This window comes from Ralstonia insidiosa, assembly GCF_008801405.1.
Lineage (GTDB): Bacteria > Pseudomonadota > Gammaproteobacteria > Burkholderiales > Burkholderiaceae > Ralstonia > Ralstonia insidiosa.
Genome location: NZ_VZPV01000001.1, coordinates 3442284 through 3464329, shown reverse-complemented (window position 1 = coordinate 3464329; position 22046 = coordinate 3442284). Strand labels below are relative to the sequence as shown.

Genomic DNA, 22046 nt, shown 5'->3' with positions numbered 1-22046 from the left:
TCCTGCGCCGCGTCAGGTGTTCTTCAGCGCGCGGATGGTCGGCAGGTTGCGCCAGTAGCCCTTGGCGTCCATGCCGCAGCCGAACACGTAGCGATCCGGCACGTTGAAGCCACAGAAATCCGGATACAGCGGCTTGTCCTTCGCGAGCGTCTTCTCGCACAGCACCGCGGAGTAGAACTCCGAGGCACCCATGTCGATGATGCGCGAGCGGATGGCGGCCATCGTTTCGCCTTCGTCGAGGATGTCGTCGAGCACCAGCACCGTGCGGCCCTTGACCGACTCGCGCGGCGCCACGCGCCACTGCATCTCTTTGCTGCCGACGGTCTGGTTGTTGTAGCGCGACAGGTGGATGTAGTCGAACTCCAGCGGGAACGCCAGCTTGGGCAACAGCATCCCGGTGAAGACGGCCGCACCGCCCATCACGGACAACACCATCGGGAAGGTATCGCCGATCTTCTCGGTGATCTCGGTGGCCATGCGGTCCAGCGAGCCGCGCACGGCGTCTTCGCTGACGATTTCTTCGGAGTTGGCCCAGAGTTCGCGGGCCTGTTCTGCGCTCAGCATCGTGTCAGTCAGTGAAACAAATTAAGTCGATCGGATCGGGGCAGGGTGGTCGGCTTACCGGCCGAGTAGCCCTTTCATGCCACCTTTCATGCCGCCCATGGCGCGCATCATCTTCATCATGCCGCCGCCCTTGAGCTTCTTCATCATGCCTTGCATCTGGTCGAACTGGTTGAGCAGGCGGTTGACTTCCTGCACTTGTACGCCGGCACCGGCTGCAATGCGGCGCTTACGGCTGGCCTTGATGAGTTCGGGCTTGGCGCGCTCGGCCGGCGTCATGGCGTTGATGATGCCTTCCATGCGGCGGACCTGCTTTTCGGCCTGGTCCATGTTGGCGCCCTGGGCCTGCTGTGCAAACTGCGCGGGCAGCTTGTCCATCAGGCTGCCCAGGCCGCCCATCTTCTTCATCTGGCCGATCTGGGCCTTGAAGTCTTCGAGGTCGAAGCCGCCGGTCTTCTTGATCTTGGCGGCAAGCTTCTGCGCCTCTTCCATGTCGACACCGCGCTGGGCTTCTTCCACCAGCGCGAGGATGTCGCCCATGCCCAGGATGCGCTGGGCCATGCGGTCGGGATAGAACGGCTCCAGCCCGTCGAGCTTTTCGGCCACACCCACGAACTTGATCGGCTTGCCCGTGATGTGACGCACCGACAGCGCCGCGCCACCGCGCGCATCACCGTCGAGCTTGGTCAGCACTACGCCGGTCAGCGGCAGGGTGTCGTTGAAAGCCTTGGCGGTGTTGACCGCGTCCTGGCCGAGCATCGCGTCGACCACGAACAGCGTTTCGGCCGGCTTGAGCTTGGCGTGGAGCGCGGCGATCTCTTGCATCATCGCTTCGTCGATGCCGAGGCGGCCGGCCGTATCGACGATCAGCACGTCGTGGTAGTGCTTCTTGGCCCAGTCCAGTGCGGCAGCGGCAATGTCCACCGGCTTCTGGTCGGGCTGCGAGGGGAAGAAATCGGCGCCGACCTGTTCGGACACGGTCTTCAACTGCGCGATGGCGGCGGGGCGATACACGTCGCACGACACCGTCAGCACTTTCTTCTTCTTGTTCTCTTTGAGCCACTTGGCCAGCTTGCCGACGGTGGTGGTCTTACCCGCACCCTGCAGACCGGCCATCAGGATGATCGCGGGCGGCGTGACGTTGAGGTTCAGCTCGGCGGCGCGCCCACCCATGATGGTGGTGCCGGCGCCGTCGAGTGCTTCCTGGCCGCCAATGATGGCCGTCAGCTCGCGCTGCACGATGCCGACCAGCGCCTGGCCCGGCGAGAGGCTGGTGATGACGTCTTCGCCGAGCGCCTTTTCCTTGACGCGGGCAATGAACTCGCGCACGACCGGCAGCGCCACGTCGGCCTCGAGCAGTGCCAGGCGGACTTCGCGCAGCATCTCGGCGGTATTGGCTTCGGTCAGGCGCGCTTCGCCGCGCATGGTCTTGACCACGCGCGCGAGCCGTTGGGTCAGGTTATCCAGCATGACAGTGTGAGGGATCCGGAATTGGGGACAGGGTGAGGATGAGACCGGCGCGCGCTTGGCTTGCACCGGCTCGGAATGTGCGTAATGCGTCTATCTCGCGTGGCTGCCCGACGAGGCTTTCGGCGGGGGCGGGCCCCAGCCAAAACCGGGGTGCGCTGCGGTAAACTGTGCAAATGGCAATTGTACTGTATGCGCTGACGGCGCTTCTCTACGGCGCCCTCGCTTCGGTAGCGTGGGCACGGCATGGCGAACGGCGGGGCGGGCTTGGCGCCCGCGCCGCTGCTGGCGCCATGGCGGCTGGCGGACAATCACCGAGCGCCGCGGTGCTTGTGCCTCCGCCTCCCACCGCAGACGCTGCCCCCACCTGGTGGCGCTGGGCCTTGCTGGCGGCGCTAACCGCGCATGGCCTCCTGCTGCACGAGACCATCTTCCCAGCCAGTGCAATGGTGTTCGGTTTTGCCTATGCGCTGTCGGCCATGCTGTGGCTGGGCGTGGGCATCTTCTGGATCGAGAGCCTGTTCTTCTCGCTGGCGGGTCTGGGCGTGCTGGTGATTCCCGTGGCGCTGGTCGGCAGTCTGCTGCCGCTGGCCTTTCCCGGCACGCAGATCCTCGGCTATGCGGCCAGCCCGCTGTTCAAGCTGCACTTTGCCATCGCCAATGTCGCCTACGGGCTGTTCACGCTGGCGGCGTTCCACGCGATCCTGATGCTGGCCGCCGAGCGCCGCCTGCACACCATCAACCGCCCTGCAGAGGCGAGCTGGTTCAGCCGCTGGCTGGATCTGCTGCCGCCGCTGCTGACGCTGGAAAAGCTGCTGTTCCGCCTGATCGGCGCGGGCTTTGTGCTGCTCACGCTGACCATCGTTTCCGGCGCGCTGTTCTCCGAGCAACTGTTCCACCGCGCCTTTCAGTTCGATCACAAGAACGTGTTCGCCGTGCTGTCGTGGCTGATGTTCGGCGGCATCCTGGTTGGCCGTCGTTTCCGTGGCTGGCGCGGGCGCGTGGCGCTGCGCTGGGTGATGGCGGCATTCTCGATCCTGTTGCTGGCCTACGTGGGCAGCCGCTTCGTGCTCGAAGTCATCCTGCACCGCGTGTAGCGCGTTCTTGGCTCCTCCAGCTTCTCTTTTGCAGTCGCCCTCTCTTTCATGGCCCGTCCTGTCCTGTTGATCCTGATGCTGCTCGCCGGTTTGTGGTGGCTGAGCCGCCTGGGGGAGCGCCCGTCGCGTTCGTCGCGCTCGTCTGGGCAGGGGCCGGCGCAGGGGAGCACGAAGCGTGCGCCTGAACGCGAGGCTTCCCAGCCGATCGAGCAGTGCGCCGTGTGCGGTGTGCATGCCCCGCGTAACAGCATGGTGGCGCTGTCAGGCGGCCGCTATCGCTGCCCGGAACACGCCGACCGGGGCGGCGTGTGATGCCTGAGGTGTCCCGCTCGCAGCCTGAGATGCCGTCCAAGCCCGTCAATGCGGACGCGGCGCCCAACGTTTCCCCTCGGTCTGGCTTCCGTGCGTTGCTCTCACGCCTGAATGCGTGGCGAGCATTGCGCTCGGTCTGGCTGGAGCCCGATCCCCCTGAATTCCAGTGGCGCCTGCTGCGCTATTTCGCCTTCAGCCGTGCGGCCGTGGCGCTGGTGCTGCTGCTGTTTGTCATGGTGCCGCGCGAGCACAATGAAACGGCGGGGTTGCCCAACAGCGAAGCGCTGCTCAGCCTGGTGCTGCCGTATTTGGCCGTGGCCCTGTTGATTCTGGCTGCAGCCGGATGGTGGCGTTCGCGGTTCCAGTTCAGGGTACGGTTGGACGTCGTGCTTGATCTGCTGTTCCTTGGCTTGGCGTACGCTACGCTGTCGCGTCTGTCGGCCAGTGTGGCGATGGTGTTCCTGATGCCGGTGCTGGCTGCAGGCGCGCTCACCAGTCTGTTGTTCGCGCTGTTCACGGCGGCGGTGGCGTCGATGGTGGTGCTGGCCGATCCGTTCCTGCAGATGCTGGGCGATGGGGTGATCGCGCCTGGATTGGCTTCGGCGGGGCTGTACGGCCTCGTCTACATGATGGCCGCGTCGATGATGTACGGCCTGTCGCACCGGCAGATTGCGCAGGAACGCCTGACCATGGCGCGCGAGCGCGAGCTGCGCCTGCAGCAGTTGGTCAACCGCCTGATGGTCTATGACATGCAGGACGGCGTGATGCTGGTACGCGCCGATGGTCGTGTGGTGGCAGCCAACCCGGCGGCGGCCATGCTGCTGGGCGTGCCGCAGAACGCCTTCGTGAACAGCGGCGCGATGCTGTTCGACCTGAAGGACGTGCCGCACCTGCGTCCGCTGCTTGAGACATTGCGCCAATGGCTGCGCCGCAAGAGCCGCCATTCTGGCGCCGGCGATGCCACGGGCGATGATGATGCGCCGCGCATCCTTGATCTGCTGCCGGTTGCTCCTGGCGGTCGGCGCACGCTGCATGCCCGCTTGCGCCTGCGCTTTATCCTGCCGAGCCTGGCCAACCTGCGCAGTGTCTATATGGATAGCCTCGTCAGCTCCATCGGCCTGGGCTTGCCGGGGGAGGTTGGCGAGATGCTGCGCCTGCGCAACCAGTCGGCCGGCGCGGCAGCGCAAGGTTGGTCGGCCGACGACGAGGCTTTCCTGCGGCACGAGCTGCACGACACCGTGCTGGTCCACGTGGAAAGCTGGGAGCGCGTGGCTGAGCAGGCGCAGCAGGAAAAGCTCGCCTCGATGGGTCGGCTGGTGGCGAGTGTCGCGCACCAGATCCGCAATCCGCTGGCGGCGATCAGTCAGGCCGCTGAACTGCTGGACGATCCGGGCGAGGGTGAGCATGCGCGCTCGGTAGGTACCCACCCAGGCTCCGGCGTGGAAACGCGCCTGCTGCGCATCATCCGTGACAACGTGCGCCGGCTCGATCAGGTGGTCGCCGACGTGCTGATGCTGTCGCGCCGGCCGCGCGGCGAGCGTGTGCGTGTGCAACTCGCGCAAGTGCTGCCTGAAGTGGTGGAGCGCTGGCGTGCGGAAGCCTTGCGTCGCGCAGGTGAGGCGACCGAGATCAACCCCAATCTCCTGCGCTTGGCGGTGGATCTGGACAAGCCTGTGATGTTTGACCCGGCGCAGCTGCAGCAGGTGGTCGGCAACATGCTCGACAACGCGCTGCGCTATTGCCGCCGCGTGCCGGGCTCGATCCTGCTGGCAGCCTATGCGCTGGATGAGACGCACGCTGAACTCGTGATCTGGAATGACGGCCCCGAAGTGCCCACCGAGCAGCAGCGCAGCCTGTTCGAGCCGTTCTTCACGAATGACGCGCAAGGCACAGGCCTGGGCCTCTACATGGCGCGCGAGTTGTGCAGCGCCAACGATGCACAGATCCGGTACGGCGCCATCGCGCTGGAATCCTTGCTCGATCGCACCGGAGCGTTGACCATGGAGGCGCGCGACACATTGCCGCGCCGCGCCTTCGTCATCACCCTGATGTTTGATCAACCCGCTTTGGCCGTTGCGGAATGAACCGCCGGCTGCTTCTCTGCTGATCCATGTCCAAAGTCGCCATCGTTCGCGAACCCATTCTCGTCGTTGATGACGAAGCCGACCTGCGCGAGCTGTTGGAAATCTCCTTGCGCCGCATGGGGCACGACGTGGTGCTCGCCAGCGGATTGGCCGAAGCGCGCGAGGCCTTGTCCCGCCAGCGTTTTGCACTGGTGCTGACCGACATGCGCCTGGGTGATGGCCTGGGCATCGAACTCGTGCGCCAGCTCTCGGCCACGGCAGACCGCACGCCGGTGGCCGTCATCACAGCGTATGGCAGCGCCGAGAACGCCGTGGAAGCGCTCAAGGCTGGCGCCTTCGACTACATTGCCAAGCCGCTCTCGCTCGATCAGTTGCGCAGCCTCGTGCTCAACGCGCTGGGTCGCCAGCAACGGGATCCGGACCCGGGCAACTCCGATTTGGCCGAGCGCACCAACGACTTGCTGCCTGGGCACTCTGCCGCCATGCAGGAGGTGCGTCGCTCGCTGATGCGGCTGGCGCGCAGCATGGCGCCGGTGGTCATCAGCGGGGAGTCGGGCAGCGGCAAGGAGCGTGCGGCACGCGCCATCCATGCGCTGTCGGCGCGTGCGTCGCGGCCGTTCGTGGCCGTGAACTGCGGGGCGATCCCCGAGAACCTGATGGAAGCCGAATTCTTCGGCTACGTGAAAGGCGCCTTCACCGGGGCAGACAGTGACCGCCAGGGCTTCTTCCAGGCCGCCAACGGCGGCACCCTCATGCTGGATGAAGTGGCTGACCTGCCGTTGACCATGCAGGTGAAACTGCTGCGCGCGCTGCAGGAGCGCCGTGTGCGCAAGATCGGCGAGAGTCGTGAAGACCCGGTCGATGTGCGCGTGGTGTGTGCGAGCCACCAGAACCTGGCGCGCCTGGTTGCCGCCGGCCGTTTCCGCGAAGACTTGTTCTACCGCCTGAACGTGCTGGAGCTGCGCATGCCCACGCTGCGCGAGCGCGGTGAAGACGTGCCCGTGCTGGCCGGCGTGTTGCTGGAGCAGCTTGCCAACCGCTACGGCGATCCGCGCCCCAAGCGCCTGACGCGTCCGGCGCTGCAGCAGTTGTGTGCGTATCCGTTTCCGGGCAACGTGCGCGAGCTGGAGAACCTGCTCGAGCGCGCGTATGCGTTTGCCGAAGGCGAATCGATCGACGTGGATGATCTGGGCGCACTCGGTGCCGAGATCGAGCGCTCGCCGCTGTTCCACCGTACGCGTGAGGCACAGGCCGCCGCGCAAGGTCTGCAGGGTGGCCACACGATGGCGCCGCCGCCCGTGACGGGCTGGCCCGATGCCGTCTATATGCCGGCGCCCGTGCCGAGCCCGATTGGCATGCCGCAGCCGATGGCACAGCCCGCCGAGCCCGTGCCTGCTTCCGCAGCAACGGAACCGTCGCTGCCGAACATCGCCCTGCCGATCGACTTGCCGGCGTATCTGGAGTCGGTCGAGCGCAGCGTGATCCTGGCCGCGTTGGATCAGACCGGCTTCAACCGCACGGCGGCTGCCAAGTTGCTCGGCCTGTCATTCCGCCAGTTGCGCTATCGCATGCAGCAGCTCGGCATCCGTGACCCGCGCGATATTGAAGCCGTTGGCAGCGGCCTGAATGGCGATGTCTGAATCGCATGTCATGCACGTCGACGTCGATGGCTGGGTGAGTGGCACGCGCCGTCACCCGTCACCCAATATCGACGGGCGGCCCGAGGGCATGCCGATCGACCTGATCGTGCTGCACAACATCAGCCTGCCGCCTGCGCAGTCCGCGACCGACTTCGGCACGGACGACGTGCTCGACTTCTTCACCAACACGCTCGACTGCGACGCGCACCCGTACTTCGACCAGTTGCGCGGCGTTCGCGTGTCGGCGCATTTCTTCGTGCGCCGCACGGGTGAGTGTGTGCAGTTCGCGCCGTGTGGTGCGCGCGCATGGCATGCCGGCGCGTCGGACTTTTTCGGCCGTACGCGCTGCAACGATTTCTCCGTCGGCATCGAGATCGAGGGCACGGATGATCTGCCCTTTACGCCCGAGCAGTACGCCACCACGGCGTCGCTGGTGCGGGCGATCTGCGCGGCGTATCCGATTGCGGCGATTGCCGGGCACTCGGACATTGCGCCGGGCCGCAAGACGGATCCGGGGCCGTGCTTCGACTGGGCACATCTGCGTGCGCTCGGCGGCTTCAACGCAGCGCTGTTTCCGTATCAACACGCGCTCTGAAATAGAAACGGGCGGCCCCCTTGCGAAGGCCGCCCGCGTTCTCCTCCCTGCAGATTTTTCTAGTTTTTAATTCACTGTCTTAGGTGCCCATGGCCGGGTCGGACACGCTGTCCTTGCCGGTTTCCATGCGGCCGGCAAAGCGCCGCGTGAAGCCGCCCTGGGGCACCGTCACCGTAAAGTCGTACCAGTTGCCCTGGCGCGCGATCGGCCAGTGCTGGTCGAGCTGCTTGCCGGCCGGGATGTCGTACGTCCACGGGCCGTCGGTGCGGTACGCGTTGGGCTTGACGGTGAAGGTGCAGCCGGTAGTGCCGGTGTTCATCATCGTCACGTAGACCTCGGCGTTGGCCAGGTCGTAGCACACGCGGATTTCCGGTGCGCTTGAACCTGCTGCCGAGACGGCGCTCACATCGCCCGAGAACGCGCGGTGGAAGCCGTTGGGGCCGAGCACCCACAGGTCGTACTTGCCCTTGTCCGCGGTGTAGACATCCCATGCGTCGTCGAGCATCTTGCCGGGTTCGACGGCGTAGCGGCGCGGCACGCGGTCCAGGTGCAGGCGGTCGTACACGTGGAAGACGGCGGCGGCCGTGCCGGTGTTGCTGAAGATCAGGCGCAGGGCGCGATTGGTGGCGTCTTCACGGGCGCTGACGTGCAGCTCGTATGGCAGGGCGCGCGAGGGGCGCGTGCCGGTGGCCTGCACGGGCAACTGCTGCGCGGCCACCGAGGGCACCGGCACCTGGGCCTTGGCCTGCTGCGCTGCGCGGATGCTGTCTGCGGTGGCCTTGTCGCGGCTGGGCAGCGTCGGCAACGTTTCGTTGTTCGGGTTGACGAAGTTGAAGGCGCTGGTCAGGTCGCCCAGCACGGCGCGGCGGTACGCGCTGATGTTCGGCTCCTTGACGTTGAAGCGCAGCTCCAGGAAGCGCAGCACCGAAGTGTGGTCGAACGCCTGTGAGTTGACCCAGCCGCCACGGCTCCACGGCGAGACAATGTACATCGGCACGCGCGGGCCCGGGCCGTACGGGTTCTTGTCGGTGTGGTATTCGCCGGCGGTGCTCACCGTCGATTTGCCGGCCAGCACGCCGTTGTCATACGCCGGAGCGGCGGGCGGTGGCACGTGGTCGAAGAAGCCGTCGTTCTCGTCAAAGTTGATGAAGAGCACGGTCTTGCTCCACACGGCCGGGTTGGCGGTGAGCGCGTTGAGCACTTCCTGCGTGTACCACGCGCCCTGTACGGGGCTCGACGGGCCGGGGTGCTCGGAGTAGGTGGCCGGCGCAACGATCCACGACACCTGCGGCAGCTGGCCGGCGGCGATGTCGTCCTTGAGCGCTTGCAGGAAACCGCCGTCGGGCATGGTGTTGCCCACGCCCTTGATGAGCGGGCTGATCGTCTCATCGGCCGGGGTGTAGGCCGGGAACGGGCTGCCATCCTTGGCGTTGCCGCGCGCGGCGTTGGCGTCACGATACGCCTTGAAGCCGGCGAGCGGGTTGTCGGTGAAGTTGTCCGGCATGTTCTGGTAGACCTTCCACGATACGCCGGCGGTTTGCAGGCGCTCGGGGTAGGTCGTCCAGTTGTAGGTGACGCCGGCATCCAGGTGGTCGCCGCTGTTGTCGATGACGGGGCCGCCCGCTGCGCCCGTCGGGTCGTTCGTACCCGTCCAGTGGAACAGGCGGTTGGTGTTGGTGCCGCCGTGGAAGCCGCAGTGGTACGCATCGCACAGCGTGAAGGCGTTGGCCAGCGCAAACTGGAAGTCCAGCTCGGCCTGCTTGTAGTAGCCCATCGACTGCGTCTGCTTGTAGGTCGGCCACTTGCTCATGCGGCCGAGGTCCCACGCGTTTTGCGCATCGGGGTAGCTGTGCGGTGTGCCAGAGACGCGCTGCGCGTTGCCGGCGCTGCTGTCCAGGTAGTACGGCAGTACCACGCGGCTCGGGCCACTGCTTGGCACGTAGGTCTGCTGCCAGACGTTCAGGCCGCCGGCCAGCGGGATCGGGAAGCGGTCACCAAAGCCGCGCACGCCCTGCAGCGTGCCGAAGTAGTTGTCGAACGAGCGGTTCTCCTGCATCAGGATCACCACGTGTTCGATATCGCGCATCGTGCCGGTGGCGTTGTTGGCGGGAATTGCCAGCGCACGGCGGATCGACGGCGGGAAGGCGGCCAGCGCGGCGGCGGAAATCGCCCCCGTGCCGGCCATCTTGAGGAAGTTGCGGCGGTTGCCGTTGTTGGTGTTGGAAGTCATGTCGGTCTCAAACGCAAGTCGATGGAGAGGCAGCGCGGCTTACGGAGCGCAGTGCAGGTTCGGCTTGTTGGCCGGCGGTTGGCCGGGTTGATCCGGCTGGGCCGTGCCGGGGGTGCCGGTGCTCGGCGTGCCATCGTTCGAATCGCCGCCGCAGGCCGACAGCGACAAGGTGGCGGCGCACAGCAGCATGGCGGCCAGCCAGTGCGGCCGCGCGAGAGGGTTGATGAAGGGCTTCATGAGCGGTCTCGTTCGGGGTGAGGGTGGGGGGATCAGGGGCATCAAGGATTGAGCGACGACAGCGGCTGGTGCGAGCCGTTGATCGACTTGAGTTCGTCCAGCGTCAGGCGGCGCGTCCACATCGCCAGGTCGTCAAAGGCCATCACGCCCTTGAGCGCGCCCGGGTTGTTGGGCACGTAGTTGTGCGTGGCGTCGTCGTTCACGCCCCAGACCTTGGTGGCCAGGCCGTTGAGTTTGGTGACGTCGGTGTTGGCGATGGCGCGGTCCTCGGTCTTCTGCACGCCCAGCACCGGGTCGAGGATGTAGGCGCTGAACAGCTTGGCCTGCGTGTCCACCGACAGGGCCAGGTACGCCCACTGGTTGGCGCTGAACTTCATGCCCTGGATGTCGTCGCGCTTGCCGCCGCTACCCAGGTTGAAGCGCACCTCGCAGCCGCCCCACAGGGCGATGGCAATGCCCGGGTTGGCGCCGGAGTAATAGTTCTTGTTGGAGAGGATCGGCTCACCCGTGCCGTTGCCCTGCGTGCAGTCCGACTTGAACCAGAAGCCGATGGTGAATTGCGGGCTTTGCGCGATGTCGGCGCCAGTCTGCGTGAGCTTGTAGGCATCGATGCGCGAATCGACCGACAGTGCCTTGCCGCCAAACGGGTCGGTCACGGCCGAGCCGCCGTCGGTGCCGGCCACCCATGGGCCCAGCGTCGAACTGTTCTTGCGATCCGTCGGCGGCAGCGGGTCGAAGCTGTAGTACGTCACCAAGCTGTTGGTCAGCGTCGTCGCCAGCGGTATCGGCGCCACGTAGTTGATCTGCGCGAGCATCGACACCGGCACGTTATTGCGCACCAGCGTGTAGTTGATGCGGTACAGGCCGTTGGTTGTGGCGATGTTGCTGTCGGTGTACTGCGTGGCCGTGGCGGGCAGCGTGGCGACTTGCGTGCCGTCGCGCAGCACGGTGATCGGGCCGCTGGCGGTGGTCGGGTTTTGCCAGCTCAACACGAGCGAGGCGTTGTAGGCGCCCACCGTGCTCTGGAGGTTGCGCACGCCCACCGTGCTGGCCGTGAGCGCAGCGCCGTCGAGCTTGTGTGCCGTAGTCGGCACGGCAGCGTTCAGTTGTGCCAACACGGTCGGCACGATGTCGGCCTCGCTCGGCAGGGCGGCCAGCGCAGCTTCGGTCGTGGGGGCCGCCGTGCCGTTCTTGCCCAGCGCCGGATTGACGGTCTTGTTGAGCGCGATGAAGGCGGTGCGGTTTTCCAGCGTGGGCGCCGAGGTGGTGGCGCCGGTGGCATCCAGCCCGTGGCTGGTCGTGACGACCACGAGCCAGTCCTCGTTCGGGTTGGCGGTGCGGCGTTGGGCGATGGCGGCCTGCAGCGTGCCGAGCGCCTGGTCGACGCTGCTCAGGGCGGCGGCGTACGCATCGCTTTGCAGGCCCGAGGCGAGTGCGGCAGCGGCGGGCGCAGTGTACTGCGCAAAGACGACGTCATAGCCCGACTGCACGAGGCGCGCGCTGTTTTGCGTGACGCAGCTGTCCACCTGGGCGCAGTCGACCAGCGTATCGAGGTTACCGGCCTGTTGATCAGCCTTGAGCAGCGCTGGCAGCACGGCCGAACTGACGGCCGCGCCCAGGCGCTGCGTGGTGCCAGCGGCCTTGGCGGCGGTGCGCGCGTAGCTGAAGACGGTCGGGGTGGCCAGGGTGGTGACGGTGTCGTCGGTGACGCCGTGGCGGTTCTGCCAGGTGCCTGACAGCACGGTGGCCCAGCTCGGCGTATCCAGTGGCGGTTGTGCGGTGGTGGTGCCCAGCGTGCCGCCGGTCGAAGCGGGCAGTACGGACAGCGCGCCCAGGTTCGGCAGGCTGCGCTGCAGCAGCGCGCTCTGCACCTGTGCATAGGTGGCGCCGTCCACGCCCACCACCAGCACCTTCTTGCTGGCGCTGGTGGAGGGCACGTTCGTGCCGCCGGGGTTGGCGACGGGCGCGGCGCTGTCGCTGCCCCCGCCGCACGCCGCCAGCGTGGCGGCCACGGTTGCGCCCAGCGCGGCCGTAAGCAGGCGGCGGGCAGGTTGGTTCGATGCCATGTGGGTTTTCCTCGGTCTGTGTGCGCGGCACCCGGGCCGCAGTGATTGCGCTCCCCCGCAATGCGACCGAAGAGTAGGGACGGGGCCTGTCGCTCAGGTGACAGGCGCGGCAAGAATGCTGATGCCGCTATTCAGATTTCTTGAGCGCACTAAGAATCGTCCGAAGCCGACGCTGGTGCACCTGCGCACCAGTGCAGTGCGCGCCTCACATACCCCTACCGCAGATGAGGTGACGTCTATCGAACTTGCGTGACTGATAGAAAGAATTATTCTGGAAACGTGTCCATTGCGACGCCGCACGCAAGCCCCGACGACCCTTTGTGCAGACTGGGGCCGCGGGTTTGTGGCACTGCATTTTGATTGCAAAAAAGCCCCCGAAACCCCATCTGTCAAGACTAGGCAAATTCGATTGGCCCACTATACTTAGCGCCAATCCCGGGGTGACACACTAGATGTAGTGGTGAATTTCCGGGATTCTTATTTCGGCGCCCGCGCGGGGGCGAGCGTACGGCGGGTCAAGCCGGCGCTTGGGGGCCGAGGAAAGGCAAGGGCCTTTTCCGTCTCTTTTTCTCTGCGCGGCGCAAGGGTTTGCCAAGGGTTCATCACCCCAGGCGAGCCGCCAATCGAACGGTTCAACAGGAGTCCTTATGCAAACGGCCCAATCCGAAATCCACTCCGGCACCGCCAATCCTTCCCAATTTGCGCAAAGCGCCGGCGGCACGGCCGTGGCCTCCGGTACGGCTCTCGGCGTCAACCTTGCCGACTACAAGATCATCCGCCGCAACGGCGCCGTGGTGAGCTTCGAGCCGTCCAAGATCGCCGTGGCGATGACCAAGGCCTTCCTCGCCGTGAATGGCGGGCAGGGCGCTGCTTCCGCGCGTGTGCGCGAGCTGGTCGACCAACAGACGCAGAACGTGGTGCGCGCCCTGCTGCGCAGCCGCCCGAACGGCGGCACGTTCCATATCGAAGACGTGCAGGACCAGGTGGAACTGGCCCTGATGCGCTCGGGCGAACACGACGTGGCCCGCGCCTATGTGCTGTACCGCGAGCGCCGCGCCCAGGAGCGCGCGCAAGCCGGTGAAACGCAGCAGCAACCGGCCTTCATCGGCCTGAACGTGACCGACGGCGGCATCACCCGCCCGCTGGACATGGCTGCCCTGCGCAACGTGATCGTCTCGGCCTGCGAAGGCCTGGGCGACGCGGTGGACCCGGAGCCGATCCTCAAGGAAACGGTCAAGAACCTGTATGAAGGCGTGCCGATGACGCAGGTGTACGACTCGGCCATCCTGGCCGCGCGTACCCTGATCGAAAAGGACCCGGCGTACAGCCAGGTCACCGCGCGCATCCTGATGCACACGATTCGCCGCGAGATCCTCGGTGAAGAAGTCACGCAAGCGGAAATGAGCACGCGTTACGTCGACTACTTCCCGCAGTTCATCAAGCGCGGCATCAACGCCGAGCTGCTCGACGAGAAGCTGGCCCAGTTCGACCTGGCCCGCCTGGGTGCAGCGCTGGACGCCTCGCGCGACTTCCAGTTCAACTACCTCGGCCTGCAGACGCTGTACGACCGCTACTTCCTGCACATCAACGAAACCCGCATCGAGATGCCGCAGGCATTCTTCATGCGCGTGGCGATGGGTCTGGCGCTGAACGAAATCGACCGCGAAGCCCGCGCCATCGAGTTCTACCAGCTGCTGTCGTCGTTCGACTTCATGTCGTCCACGCCGACGCTGTTCAACTCGGGCACGCGCCGCTCGCAGCTGTCGTCGTGCTACCTGACCACCGTGTCGGATGACCTGGACGGCATCTACGAAGCGCTGAAGGAAAACGCGCTGCTCTCCAAGTTTGCCGGCGGCCTGGGTAACGACTGGACCAACGTGCGCGCACTCGGCTCGCACATCAAGGGCACGAACGGCAAGTCGCAAGGCGTGGTGCCGTTCCTGAAGGTGGTCAACGACACGGCCGTGGCCGTGAACCAGGGCGGCAAGCGCAAGGGCGCCGTCTGCGCGTACCTGGAAACGTGGCACCTGGATATCGAAGAATTCCTGGAGCTGCGCAAGAACACCGGCGACGACCGCCGTCGCACGCACGACATGAACACGGCCAACTGGATTCCGGACCTGTTCATGAAGCGCGTGATGGAAGGTGGCGAGTGGACGCTGTTCTCGCCGTCCACCTGCCCGGACCTGCACGACAAGGTCGGCAAGGCATTCGAGCAAGCCTACCTGGGCTACGAAGACAAGGTCGCGCGTGGCGAGATCAAGCTCTTCAAGAAGATGCCGGCGCTGCAACTGTGGCGCAAGATGCTGGGCATGCTGTTCGAAACCGGCCACCCGTGGATCACGTTCAAGGATCCGTGCAACATCCGCAGCCCGCAGCAGCACGTGGGCGTGGTGCACAGCTCCAACCTGTGCACGGAAATCACGCTGAACACCAACGACAGCGAAATCGCCGTGTGCAACCTGGGTTCGGTCAACCTGGTGGCTCACCTGGTCAAGCAGGCCGACGGCAGCGTCGTGCTGGATCACGAGAAGCTGAAGAAGACCGTGCGCACCGCCATGCGCATGCTCGACAACGTGATCGACATCAACTACTACGCGGTCAAGAAGGCACGTGATTCCAACCTGCGCCACCGTCCGGTCGGCATGGGCATCATGGGCTTCCAGGACGCGCTGCACGTGCTGCGTGTGCCGTACGCCAGCGACGCTGCGGTGCAGTTTGCCGACACCTCGATGGAAGCGGTCTGCTACTACGCCTACTGGGCGTCGACCGAACTGGCCGAAGAGCGTGGCCGCTACAGCAGCTACAAGGGCTCGCTGTGGGATCGTGGCATCCTGCCGCAAGACTCGCTCAAGCTGCTGGCCGAAGAGCGTGGCGGCTATCTGGAAACGGATATGTCGTCGACGATGGACTGGGACAGCCTGCGCGGCCGCATCAAGCAACACGGCATGCGCAACTCGAACTGCGTGGCGATCGCCCCGACGGCAACGATCTCCAACATCATCGGCGTGTCCGCTTGCATTGAGCCGACGTACCAGAACCTGTACGTCAAGTCGAACCTGTCGGGCGAGTTCACGGTGGTCAACGACTACCTGGTGCGCGACCTGAAGGCACGCGGCCTGTGGGACGAAGTGATGGTCGCCGACCTGAAGTACTTCGACGGCTCGCTGGCCCGCATCGACCGCATCCCGCAAGACCTGCGCGACCTGTACGCAACGGCCTTCGAAGTCGAGCCGACCTGGCTGGTTGAGGCTGCATCGCGTCGCCAGAAGTGGATCGACCAGGCGCAGTCGCTGAACATCTACATGGCCGGCGCATCGGGCAAGAAGCTGGACGACACCTACAAGCTGGCGTGGCTGCGTGGCCTGAAGACCACGTACTACCTGCGCACGATCGGCGCCACGCACGTCGAGAAGTCGACCGTGTCGCGCGGCACGCTGAATGCCGTGTCGTCGGGTAGCGATGTGGGTGGTGTGTCGGCTGCGGGTGCATCGGGTGGCGCTTCGGCTGCCCCGACCAGCGCGCTGGATGCCGCTGCGGCCACCGCCCAGGCCATGCCGGAAGCCGAAGGCGCCGTGTGCACGATGCGCCCCGGCGACCCCGGTTTCGAGGAATGCGAAGCCTGCCAGTAAGTCTAAAAGTCAGTCTAAACAGTGTCTGAGGTTGCTCCCGCACAAGCGGGGGCAACGTGGTTTGAGCGACACTAAGCAACACCAACCTCGCGCTCTCGTGTTTTCCGACAGCGGGAGCGACGAGCAAAGAATTCTGGAGAAACACCTATGCTGAGCTGGGACGACGACGTCAAACCTGCCGCACATCCGCAAGCTGCACCGCAGCCCGCGTATCAACCGCAGCCGCAACTGCAAACCGCCACGGCTGACCAAGGTGGCGTGCTGCCCCCGTCGGCCACCGCCATCGGCACGGGCATCCTGGGCAACAACCCGAACGCTGCCGCCGCACAGAGCAACCGCCGCGTGAACGCCGCCGACAAGCGCGTGATCAACGGCGCGACCGACGTCAACCAGCTGGTGCCGTTCAAGTACAAGTGGGCCTGGGAAAAGTACCTGGCCGGCTGCGCGAACCACTGGATGCCGCAAGAAATCAACATGTCGCGCGACATCGCCACGTGGAAGGACCCGAACGGTCTGACCGAAGACGAGCGCCGCATCATCAAGCGCAACCTGGGCTTCTTCGTGACGGCCGACTCGCTGGCCGCCAACAACATCGTGCTGGGCACGTACCGCCAGATCACCGCGCCGGAATGCCGCCAGTACCTGCTGCGCCAGGCGTTTGAAGAGGCGATCCACACGCACGCCTACCAGTACATCGTCGAATCGCTGGGCCTGAACGAAGCCGAGATCTTCAACGCGTACCACGAGGTGCAGTCGATCCGCGACAAGGACGAGTTCCTGATCCCGTTCATCGACACGCTGACCGATCCGTCGTTCAAGACTGGCACGCCCGAGAACGACCAGAAACTGCTGAAGTCGCTCATCGTCTTCGCCTGCATCATGGAAGGCCTGTTCTTCTACGTCGGCTTCACGCAGATCCTGGCGATGGGCCGTCAGAACAAGATGACCGGTGCCGCCGAGCAGTACCAGTACATCCTGCGCGACGAGTCGCTGCACTGCAATTTCGGTATCGACCTGATCAACCAGATCAAGCTGGAGAACCCGCACCTGTGGACGGCCGAGTTCAAGGCTGAGATCACGGAGCTGTTCAAGAAGGCCGTCGACCTGGAATACCGCTACGCAGAAGACACCATGCCGCGCGGCGTGCTGGGCCTGAATGCACCGATGTTCAAGGGCTACCTGCGCTTCATCTGCAACCGTCGCTGCCAGCAAATCGGCCTCGACGCGCTGTTCCCGAACGAAGAAAACCCGTTCCCGTGGATGAGCGAGATGATCGACCTGAAGAAGGAACGCAACTTCTTCGAGACGCGCGTGATCGAGTACCAGACCGGTGGTGCGCTGTCCTGGGAGTGATGGGATACCCCGGCTCACGGACACATGAGTTGAGATTTCGGACACATAGCCTGAGATTTTTTGGCCACATGTACTGAGATTTCAGCAACTCTGCGCACAACGTGTTCGTTGGGTCGGTTGCGATGAAAAGAGGCGATGAGAATCGAGAGATTCCCATCGCCTTTTTGCATTGAGAGAGCGGGTTTCGCTTCCTAATTCCTGAGAGCCTAGAGTGGGATAAGGCTGAGTGGCGGGTAGAACGAATTGTTCAGGGCCGACTACCTTGGGCAATCTTCAACAAGATTCAGTGTTATTTTATAAATGAATTTCTTCAGCTAAGCTATTCCCTAGCCGTGCATTGCGAACCCTTACGCAATATATGGTTAGAGGCCCCGGGGTTAAGTTAACCCCGGGGCTTTGTTTTTTTAAGCTCAATTGATGATCAAGCCGTGCAATCGGCAATGACTCCAATTTTTCTGCGTCTTTCGAGATATTGAATCTTCAACATTTCTCATCGATCGAAGCAAAAGCTGAAAATGTGTTGATCATTAGTTGGCTGGCACATGTTGCTGAAATTCACTCGTGAATCTTGGCGACATTTTTGCTGGTCTTTCCCTCCGCCAAAACTCAGCGGACCTCGAGGCCTGAGCCGATAGCTCGGGCCTTCTTTTTTTCTGCCCCTTCCCCAGATGTTGGAGCGCCCGTACGGCAAGCCGGCGGGTGCAGACGCCTTTTCCCACCGGCAGAAGACCAACCGATCGCCGGCAAAGCGCCATCCGTGCAGGCATGCCAATTTCTCGTGCACCTCTTATGTTCTTGAGTCTCACCGTATGTGTGCAACGTGCGCCGTTTTGGTGAAATTCGATCATTTTAATTTTGAGTATTTGCTGAGAGTTTTGTTGTGTTTTTGCGAACCTATCAATTTGCTTGTGCAATCAAGTGATTGAGATTGGCTCAACGACGCCATCTTGGTGATGGATTTACAGGTTTTTTATGCTGCGCGGCAGCATTTATACGGGTGCTTTACCCGCTGTGTTTTTAAATTTCGGAGTCGAGTCGATGTGCCTCGGCATCGGAGTTTGCGTGTTTTTTGTCATTCTTTATAAAAGAATTTGGTTTTAATAACATTGATATTTGAGGGAATCTAAATGAGCCGATTCAGAGTCGGAGGGGTGGGCATACTTTTTCTGCTGGCTTGCCAGAGCGTCTTTGCGGACGATGCCCAGGTTCAGGGGAGTAAGAAAGGCGATGGCGTCGTATCGACGTTCTTGAACGCCTACACGGACGGATCGCAGTCCATCGCGGATACGCCGTGGCCCTACACGGGTGACGGTGCGAGCCCGGAGCTGCGCAAACTTCCGGCACCGCAGAATTCGCCGCCGTTCCCCTACGGGGAATATCAGATAGGTGGGACCCCCACCATTGGCGATCACAACGAAGCCCCTGTCTACCCGCTGATGAAGGCGCTCAGCGAGAACACCGACTTCTGGAAGGACTCACGCACCCAGGTCAGCGGGCTGGGTTGAGCTTGGCGGCAACCTCAGCACGTCCAACAAACAACCAGGCAACCGCTTTACCAACGCCCCCGCCGCCTACGACCAGATTCCCAACTCCATCCAGTTGCACCAGGCAGACATTCGGATCACGCGCTTGCCGGATACCTACCAGACCGACCATGTGGACTTTGGCTACCGGTTTGACCTGATCTACGGCATGGACTACCGCTTCACGACCATGAAGGGCTTCTGGAGCGACCAACTGCTCGAGAAGAACAAGAAGTACGGCTTTGACATGCCGATGGCCTATGTCGATACCTACATCCCCGGTATCGCACAGGGGATGAACATCCGCGTTGGCCGTTTCATCTCGCTGCCCGACATCGAAGCGCAACTGGCGCCTGACAACTATCTGTTCAGCCATTCCCTGCTGTACGCCTATGACCCGTACACACAGGTGGGGGTGGTCGATACCGTCAAGCTGAACAACAACTGGTCGGTCCAGCTTGGCCTCACGGCGGGCAACGATACGTTCCCGGGCACCAGCGGCTCGAAGTTGTCTCCGCTGCTGTGCGTCCAATGGATCAGCGGCTCCAACGCCGACTCCATCTACGGCTGCGCAAACACCATCAACGGGGCCAACTACGCCTACAACAACATCAACCAATGGGTGGCAACCTGGAGCCACCGCTTCAGCCAGACGCTGAACAACCAGCTCGAGGTCTGGTACATGAAGGAGAACAACGTGCCAGTGTGCAGCGGGCAAGTTGGCTCCGATGGACCATCCACCCCGTTCGGCTGTCTGAACAGCTCCACCCTCGACCCGCTGCGCCGCTACAACACGAGTGAAGTCGCGGTGGTGGACTACCTGAACTGGCAAGTCAGCTCGAAAGACAGCGTGTCGTTCCGTGTGGAATACATGGATGACCGCCAGGGCCAACGTACGGGTACGCCCGCCCGGTACTGGGGCGAGGCCATTGGCTGGACGCACTTCTTTAACCAGTCCGTCCTGATCCGCCCCGAAATCAATCGCTACCAAGCCAGCAGCCCCGCCTTCAATGGCGGACTGTCGCGCACCCAGACCATGGTGGCGGCCGACCTCATTGTCCGCTTCTGACTTGCCGCGCAGCGGTGATCCACATGAAAAATCTTGCAGTCATTCTCGTTGCAGTTGGCTCGCTGATCTACGCAATGAGCGCTTCGGCGTTCCGTGATCAGGATCAGCAGCACATCATCGACAAAGCCATGAAGGAGAAGAAAGCCGCAGCGGCCCAGTCGCAGCCGCAGCAGCGGCCCGTGCTGAGTGCGTCTGCTGTCGGGGCGCGGTCCGGCCATCCCTGAAACGCAGGCGTGCGTTGGCATGCCATGCGTGCCAACGCCGCACGGCCGACACGGCCTGAAGGAGAGCAGAGGTGAGGAAGGCTTCGGCTGTGGAGCGGGTGATCGTTGGCTGTTGGCTGGCTTGCTGTCTGATGAGTTCAGGATGCGTCACCAACAGCGGCACTGTGATGGCAGACATCGTCACGTTCAACCATACAGACCACGATATCCGCAATTTCTCGATCAACGAGGTGACCGGTGCTGGCGTTGCACGGCATGGGGCTAGCGAAACATCGCTGTGCTGCCTTCGCGTGCCGCGTGAGTATCAGAGGGATTTCACGCTCACCGTCAGTTGGTCGGACGACGCGTTTCGCCCGCCTCAGACCCTGGTTGCCGTGCCACCGCCATATCTGGCGGGAAGCAACGGTGGCCATGTGTCCGTGCATTTCTTGCGCAACGGCGACGTAAAAGTCTTTGTGGACGAATATTGAAGACAAGATTGTCCATGTCGGCATGGGTTGTAGCTGCCCCGAACGGGAGCTGCGCGCCGATGGAGTTCAAATGGAATTCGCAGTAGTCACCTCGAGCGCCCCGGTATTCACGCTGGTTTCCGAATGTCTGGCAGGTGCCAGCTCGCATATCAATTGCTTGCATTTCGAAAACGTCACGGCGCTCATTCGCCACTCACGGAAGTTCAAGCGTTGCAGCCTGTTGCTGATTGATGCTCCGCATTTCCATGCGGATGGCCACCTCGCGCTGTCATGGCGACAATTCAACGCTGGCAATGCCACGCCGATCCTTGTCTTCGGAGAGCCTTCGGAACGTGATGCGCTGTATCGCTCCGTTGAGGCTGGCGTTGATGACTTCATCCTCGCGCCACTCAACCGCGAAGAGCTGTACGTGCGTGTGCAGCGCGTACTGATCCGGTCTGGCGTTCAGGTGCCAACAAGGAGCGGCGACCGACTGGTCATTGGTCCGTACGTGCTCGATCGCGCGAGCGAGTGCGTGACGATGAACAAGGTACCGCTGCAATTGACCAGCCGCGAGTTTGCAACCGCGTGGCTGCTCTTTTCTTCAATGGGCGCCTTTCTGCAGTATGAGCAGATTGCCTTGGCGGTATGGGGCACAGGTTCCACGGTCGCCAAGCACTCCATTGAACAGCACATCTACAAGATCCGCAGGAAGCTCCATATGGAAGGCGACTCCGTGCTGACGATCAAAAACGTCTACGGGCGAGGGTATCGGCTCACGAAGCGGACCGATGACTGACCCCGGCGCAGTGGATTGTCGTACTTCACGTTCCCGATGGTCACATTGGTCGGCAACGATTGATCAGCTTGCGTATGGCTTGCCGACATTGGAGGGCAGCGTGCAATTGCGCGTAGAGGGCCCTCCCAAGCTAAAAAAAAGGCCCATTCGGGACTTTTTTATTTGTCACGGCTTGTTGAGAATCCGTTGAACCTGATGGGCTGTGGCCAACTATCGTCGTATCGTGCCGTATCGATGGACTGAATATAAGGACGCTCCTATGAAGAAGACTCTCCTCGTCGCCCTCACGCCGTTTGCCTTGCTGGGCACGTCTGCGGCGTTTGCCGACACCACGAACTGCGCCACCAAAATCCGCGCGATTGAAACGCAGATCGAGATGGCCAAGCAATACGGCAACACGTTCCGGATTGCCGGCCTGCAAGATGCGCTGGCGAGCACCAAAGCCAACTGCACCGACGCAGGTCAGGCCGAACACGCCGAGCGCAAGGTGCGCGAAGCCGAGCGGGACGTCCAGAAGGCGCAACTGGAAGTGAGCGAAGCCGAAGATAAGTTGCGCGAAGCCCGTAGCGACGGCAAGACCAAGAAGATCCGCAAGGCGGAGCGCAATCTGGCCGACAAGCAACGCAGGCTGCGCGAGAAGATGGATGATCTGCACAACGAGCAAGTCGCGTTCAGCAAACCTTGAGATGGATAGTCGATGGATCGGGC

Annotated in this window: 16 protein-coding genes and 2 pseudogenes; 13 read left to right on the top strand and 5 right to left on the bottom strand. The window is 63.4% G+C overall.

The window, feature by feature from the left end; all coding sequences use genetic code 11:
• Positions 1-12 precede the first annotated feature (12 nt).
• Together F7R11_RS16450 and ffh are read right to left on the bottom strand one after the other, a co-directional pair.
• On the bottom strand, positions 13-564 hold the full coding sequence (locus tag F7R11_RS16450; protein WP_021196074.1) for a hypoxanthine-guanine phosphoribosyltransferase: 552 nt from the start codon (positions 562-564) through the stop codon (positions 13-15).
• A gap of 54 nt (positions 565-618) precedes the next feature.
• Complete coding sequence (ffh, locus tag F7R11_RS16445; RefSeq protein WP_064805221.1) at positions 619-2031, bottom strand: signal recognition particle protein; 1413 nt, start codon at positions 2029-2031, stop codon at positions 619-621.
• A 173-nt stretch (positions 2032-2204) separates the two neighbouring features.
• On the opposite strand from ffh, the gene F7R11_RS16440 reads away from it, so the two are divergent.
• The 5 genes from F7R11_RS16440 to ampD are packed head-to-tail and all read left to right on the top strand — an operon-like array spanning position 2205 to position 7756.
• On the top strand, positions 2205-3125 hold the full coding sequence (locus tag F7R11_RS16440) for a cytochrome C assembly family protein (RefSeq protein ID WP_064805219.1): 921 nt from the start codon (positions 2205-2207) through the stop codon (positions 3123-3125).
• 48 nt (positions 3126-3173) lie between these two features.
• Complete coding sequence (locus tag F7R11_RS16435) at positions 3174-3437, top strand: PP0621 family protein (RefSeq protein ID WP_064805217.1); 264 nt, start codon at positions 3174-3176, stop codon at positions 3435-3437.
• A 29-nt stretch (positions 3438-3466) separates the two neighbouring features.
• A complete protein-coding gene (locus F7R11_RS16430; protein WP_064806435.1) occupies positions 3467-5521 on the top strand; it encodes an ATP-binding protein in 2055 nt (684 codons plus the stop codon).
• A 26-nt stretch (positions 5522-5547) separates the two neighbouring features.
• Positions 5548-7161 carry a sigma-54-dependent transcriptional regulator gene (locus F7R11_RS16425; protein WP_064805215.1) on the top strand — a complete coding sequence of 538 codons (1614 nt, stop codon included), beginning with the start codon at positions 5548-5550 and terminating at the stop codon, positions 7159-7161.
• A complete protein-coding gene (gene ampD, locus F7R11_RS16420) occupies positions 7154-7756 on the top strand; it encodes a 1,6-anhydro-N-acetylmuramyl-L-alanine amidase AmpD (protein ID WP_064806437.1) in 603 nt (200 codons plus the stop codon). Before F7R11_RS16425 ends, ampD begins: the two co-directional genes overlap by 8 nt.
• Positions 7757-7835: 79 nt before the next feature.
• Here ampD and F7R11_RS16415 read toward each other — a convergent pair whose 3' ends face one another.
• The 3 genes from F7R11_RS16415 to F7R11_RS16405 are packed head-to-tail and all read right to left on the bottom strand — an operon-like array spanning position 7836 to position 12289.
• Entirely contained in the window at positions 7836-9986 is a 2151-nt protein-coding gene (locus tag F7R11_RS16415) for a phosphocholine-specific phospholipase C (RefSeq protein WP_064805213.1), read from the bottom strand.
• A 39-nt stretch (positions 9987-10025) separates the two neighbouring features.
• Entirely contained in the window at positions 10026-10223 is a 198-nt protein-coding gene (locus F7R11_RS16410) for a hypothetical protein (RefSeq protein ID WP_064805211.1), read from the bottom strand.
• Between the two features lie 41 nt (positions 10224-10264).
• A complete protein-coding gene (locus F7R11_RS16405) occupies positions 10265-12289 on the bottom strand; it encodes an alkaline phosphatase family protein (protein WP_064805209.1) in 2025 nt (674 codons plus the stop codon).
• 746 nt (positions 12290-13035) lie between these two features.
• On the opposite strand from F7R11_RS16405, the pseudogene F7R11_RS16400 reads away from it, so the two are divergent.
• The 8 genes and pseudogenes from F7R11_RS16400 to F7R11_RS16365 form a co-directional block, all read left to right on the top strand.
• A pseudogene (locus F7R11_RS16400) lies at positions 13036-15921 on the top strand (ribonucleoside-diphosphate reductase subunit alpha); the annotation flags it as partial.
• A 147-nt stretch (positions 15922-16068) separates the two neighbouring features.
• Positions 16069-17274, top strand: a complete 1206-nt coding sequence (locus tag F7R11_RS16395) for a ribonucleotide-diphosphate reductase subunit beta (protein WP_021196063.1) — start codon at positions 16069-16071, stop codon at positions 17272-17274.
• 1127 nt (positions 17275-18401) lie between these two features.
• On the top strand, positions 18402-18779 hold the full coding sequence (locus F7R11_RS16390) for a hypothetical protein (protein ID WP_064805204.1): 378 nt from the start codon (positions 18402-18404) through the stop codon (positions 18777-18779).
• Positions 18780-18825: 46 nt separating this feature from the next.
• Positions 18826-19866 (top strand): annotated as a pseudogene (locus F7R11_RS16385) (outer membrane beta-barrel protein); the annotation flags it as partial.
• Between the two features lie 23 nt (positions 19867-19889).
• Complete coding sequence (locus tag F7R11_RS16380; RefSeq protein WP_021196061.1) at positions 19890-20090, top strand: hypothetical protein; 201 nt, start codon at positions 19890-19892, stop codon at positions 20088-20090.
• Positions 20091-20257: 167 nt separating this feature from the next.
• The gene (locus tag F7R11_RS16375) at positions 20258-20560 is read left to right on the top strand and encodes a DUF3304 domain-containing protein (protein ID WP_021196060.1); all 303 of its coding nucleotides are present in this window, start codon (positions 20258-20260) and stop codon (positions 20558-20560) included.
• 70 nt (positions 20561-20630) lie between these two features.
• A complete protein-coding gene (locus tag F7R11_RS16370) occupies positions 20631-21338 on the top strand; it encodes a response regulator transcription factor (RefSeq protein WP_064805200.1) in 708 nt (235 codons plus the stop codon).
• A 259-nt stretch (positions 21339-21597) separates the two neighbouring features.
• On the top strand, positions 21598-22023 hold the full coding sequence (locus tag F7R11_RS16365) for a DUF1090 domain-containing protein (protein ID WP_064805198.1): 426 nt from the start codon (positions 21598-21600) through the stop codon (positions 22021-22023).
• Positions 22024-22046 lie beyond the last annotated feature (23 nt).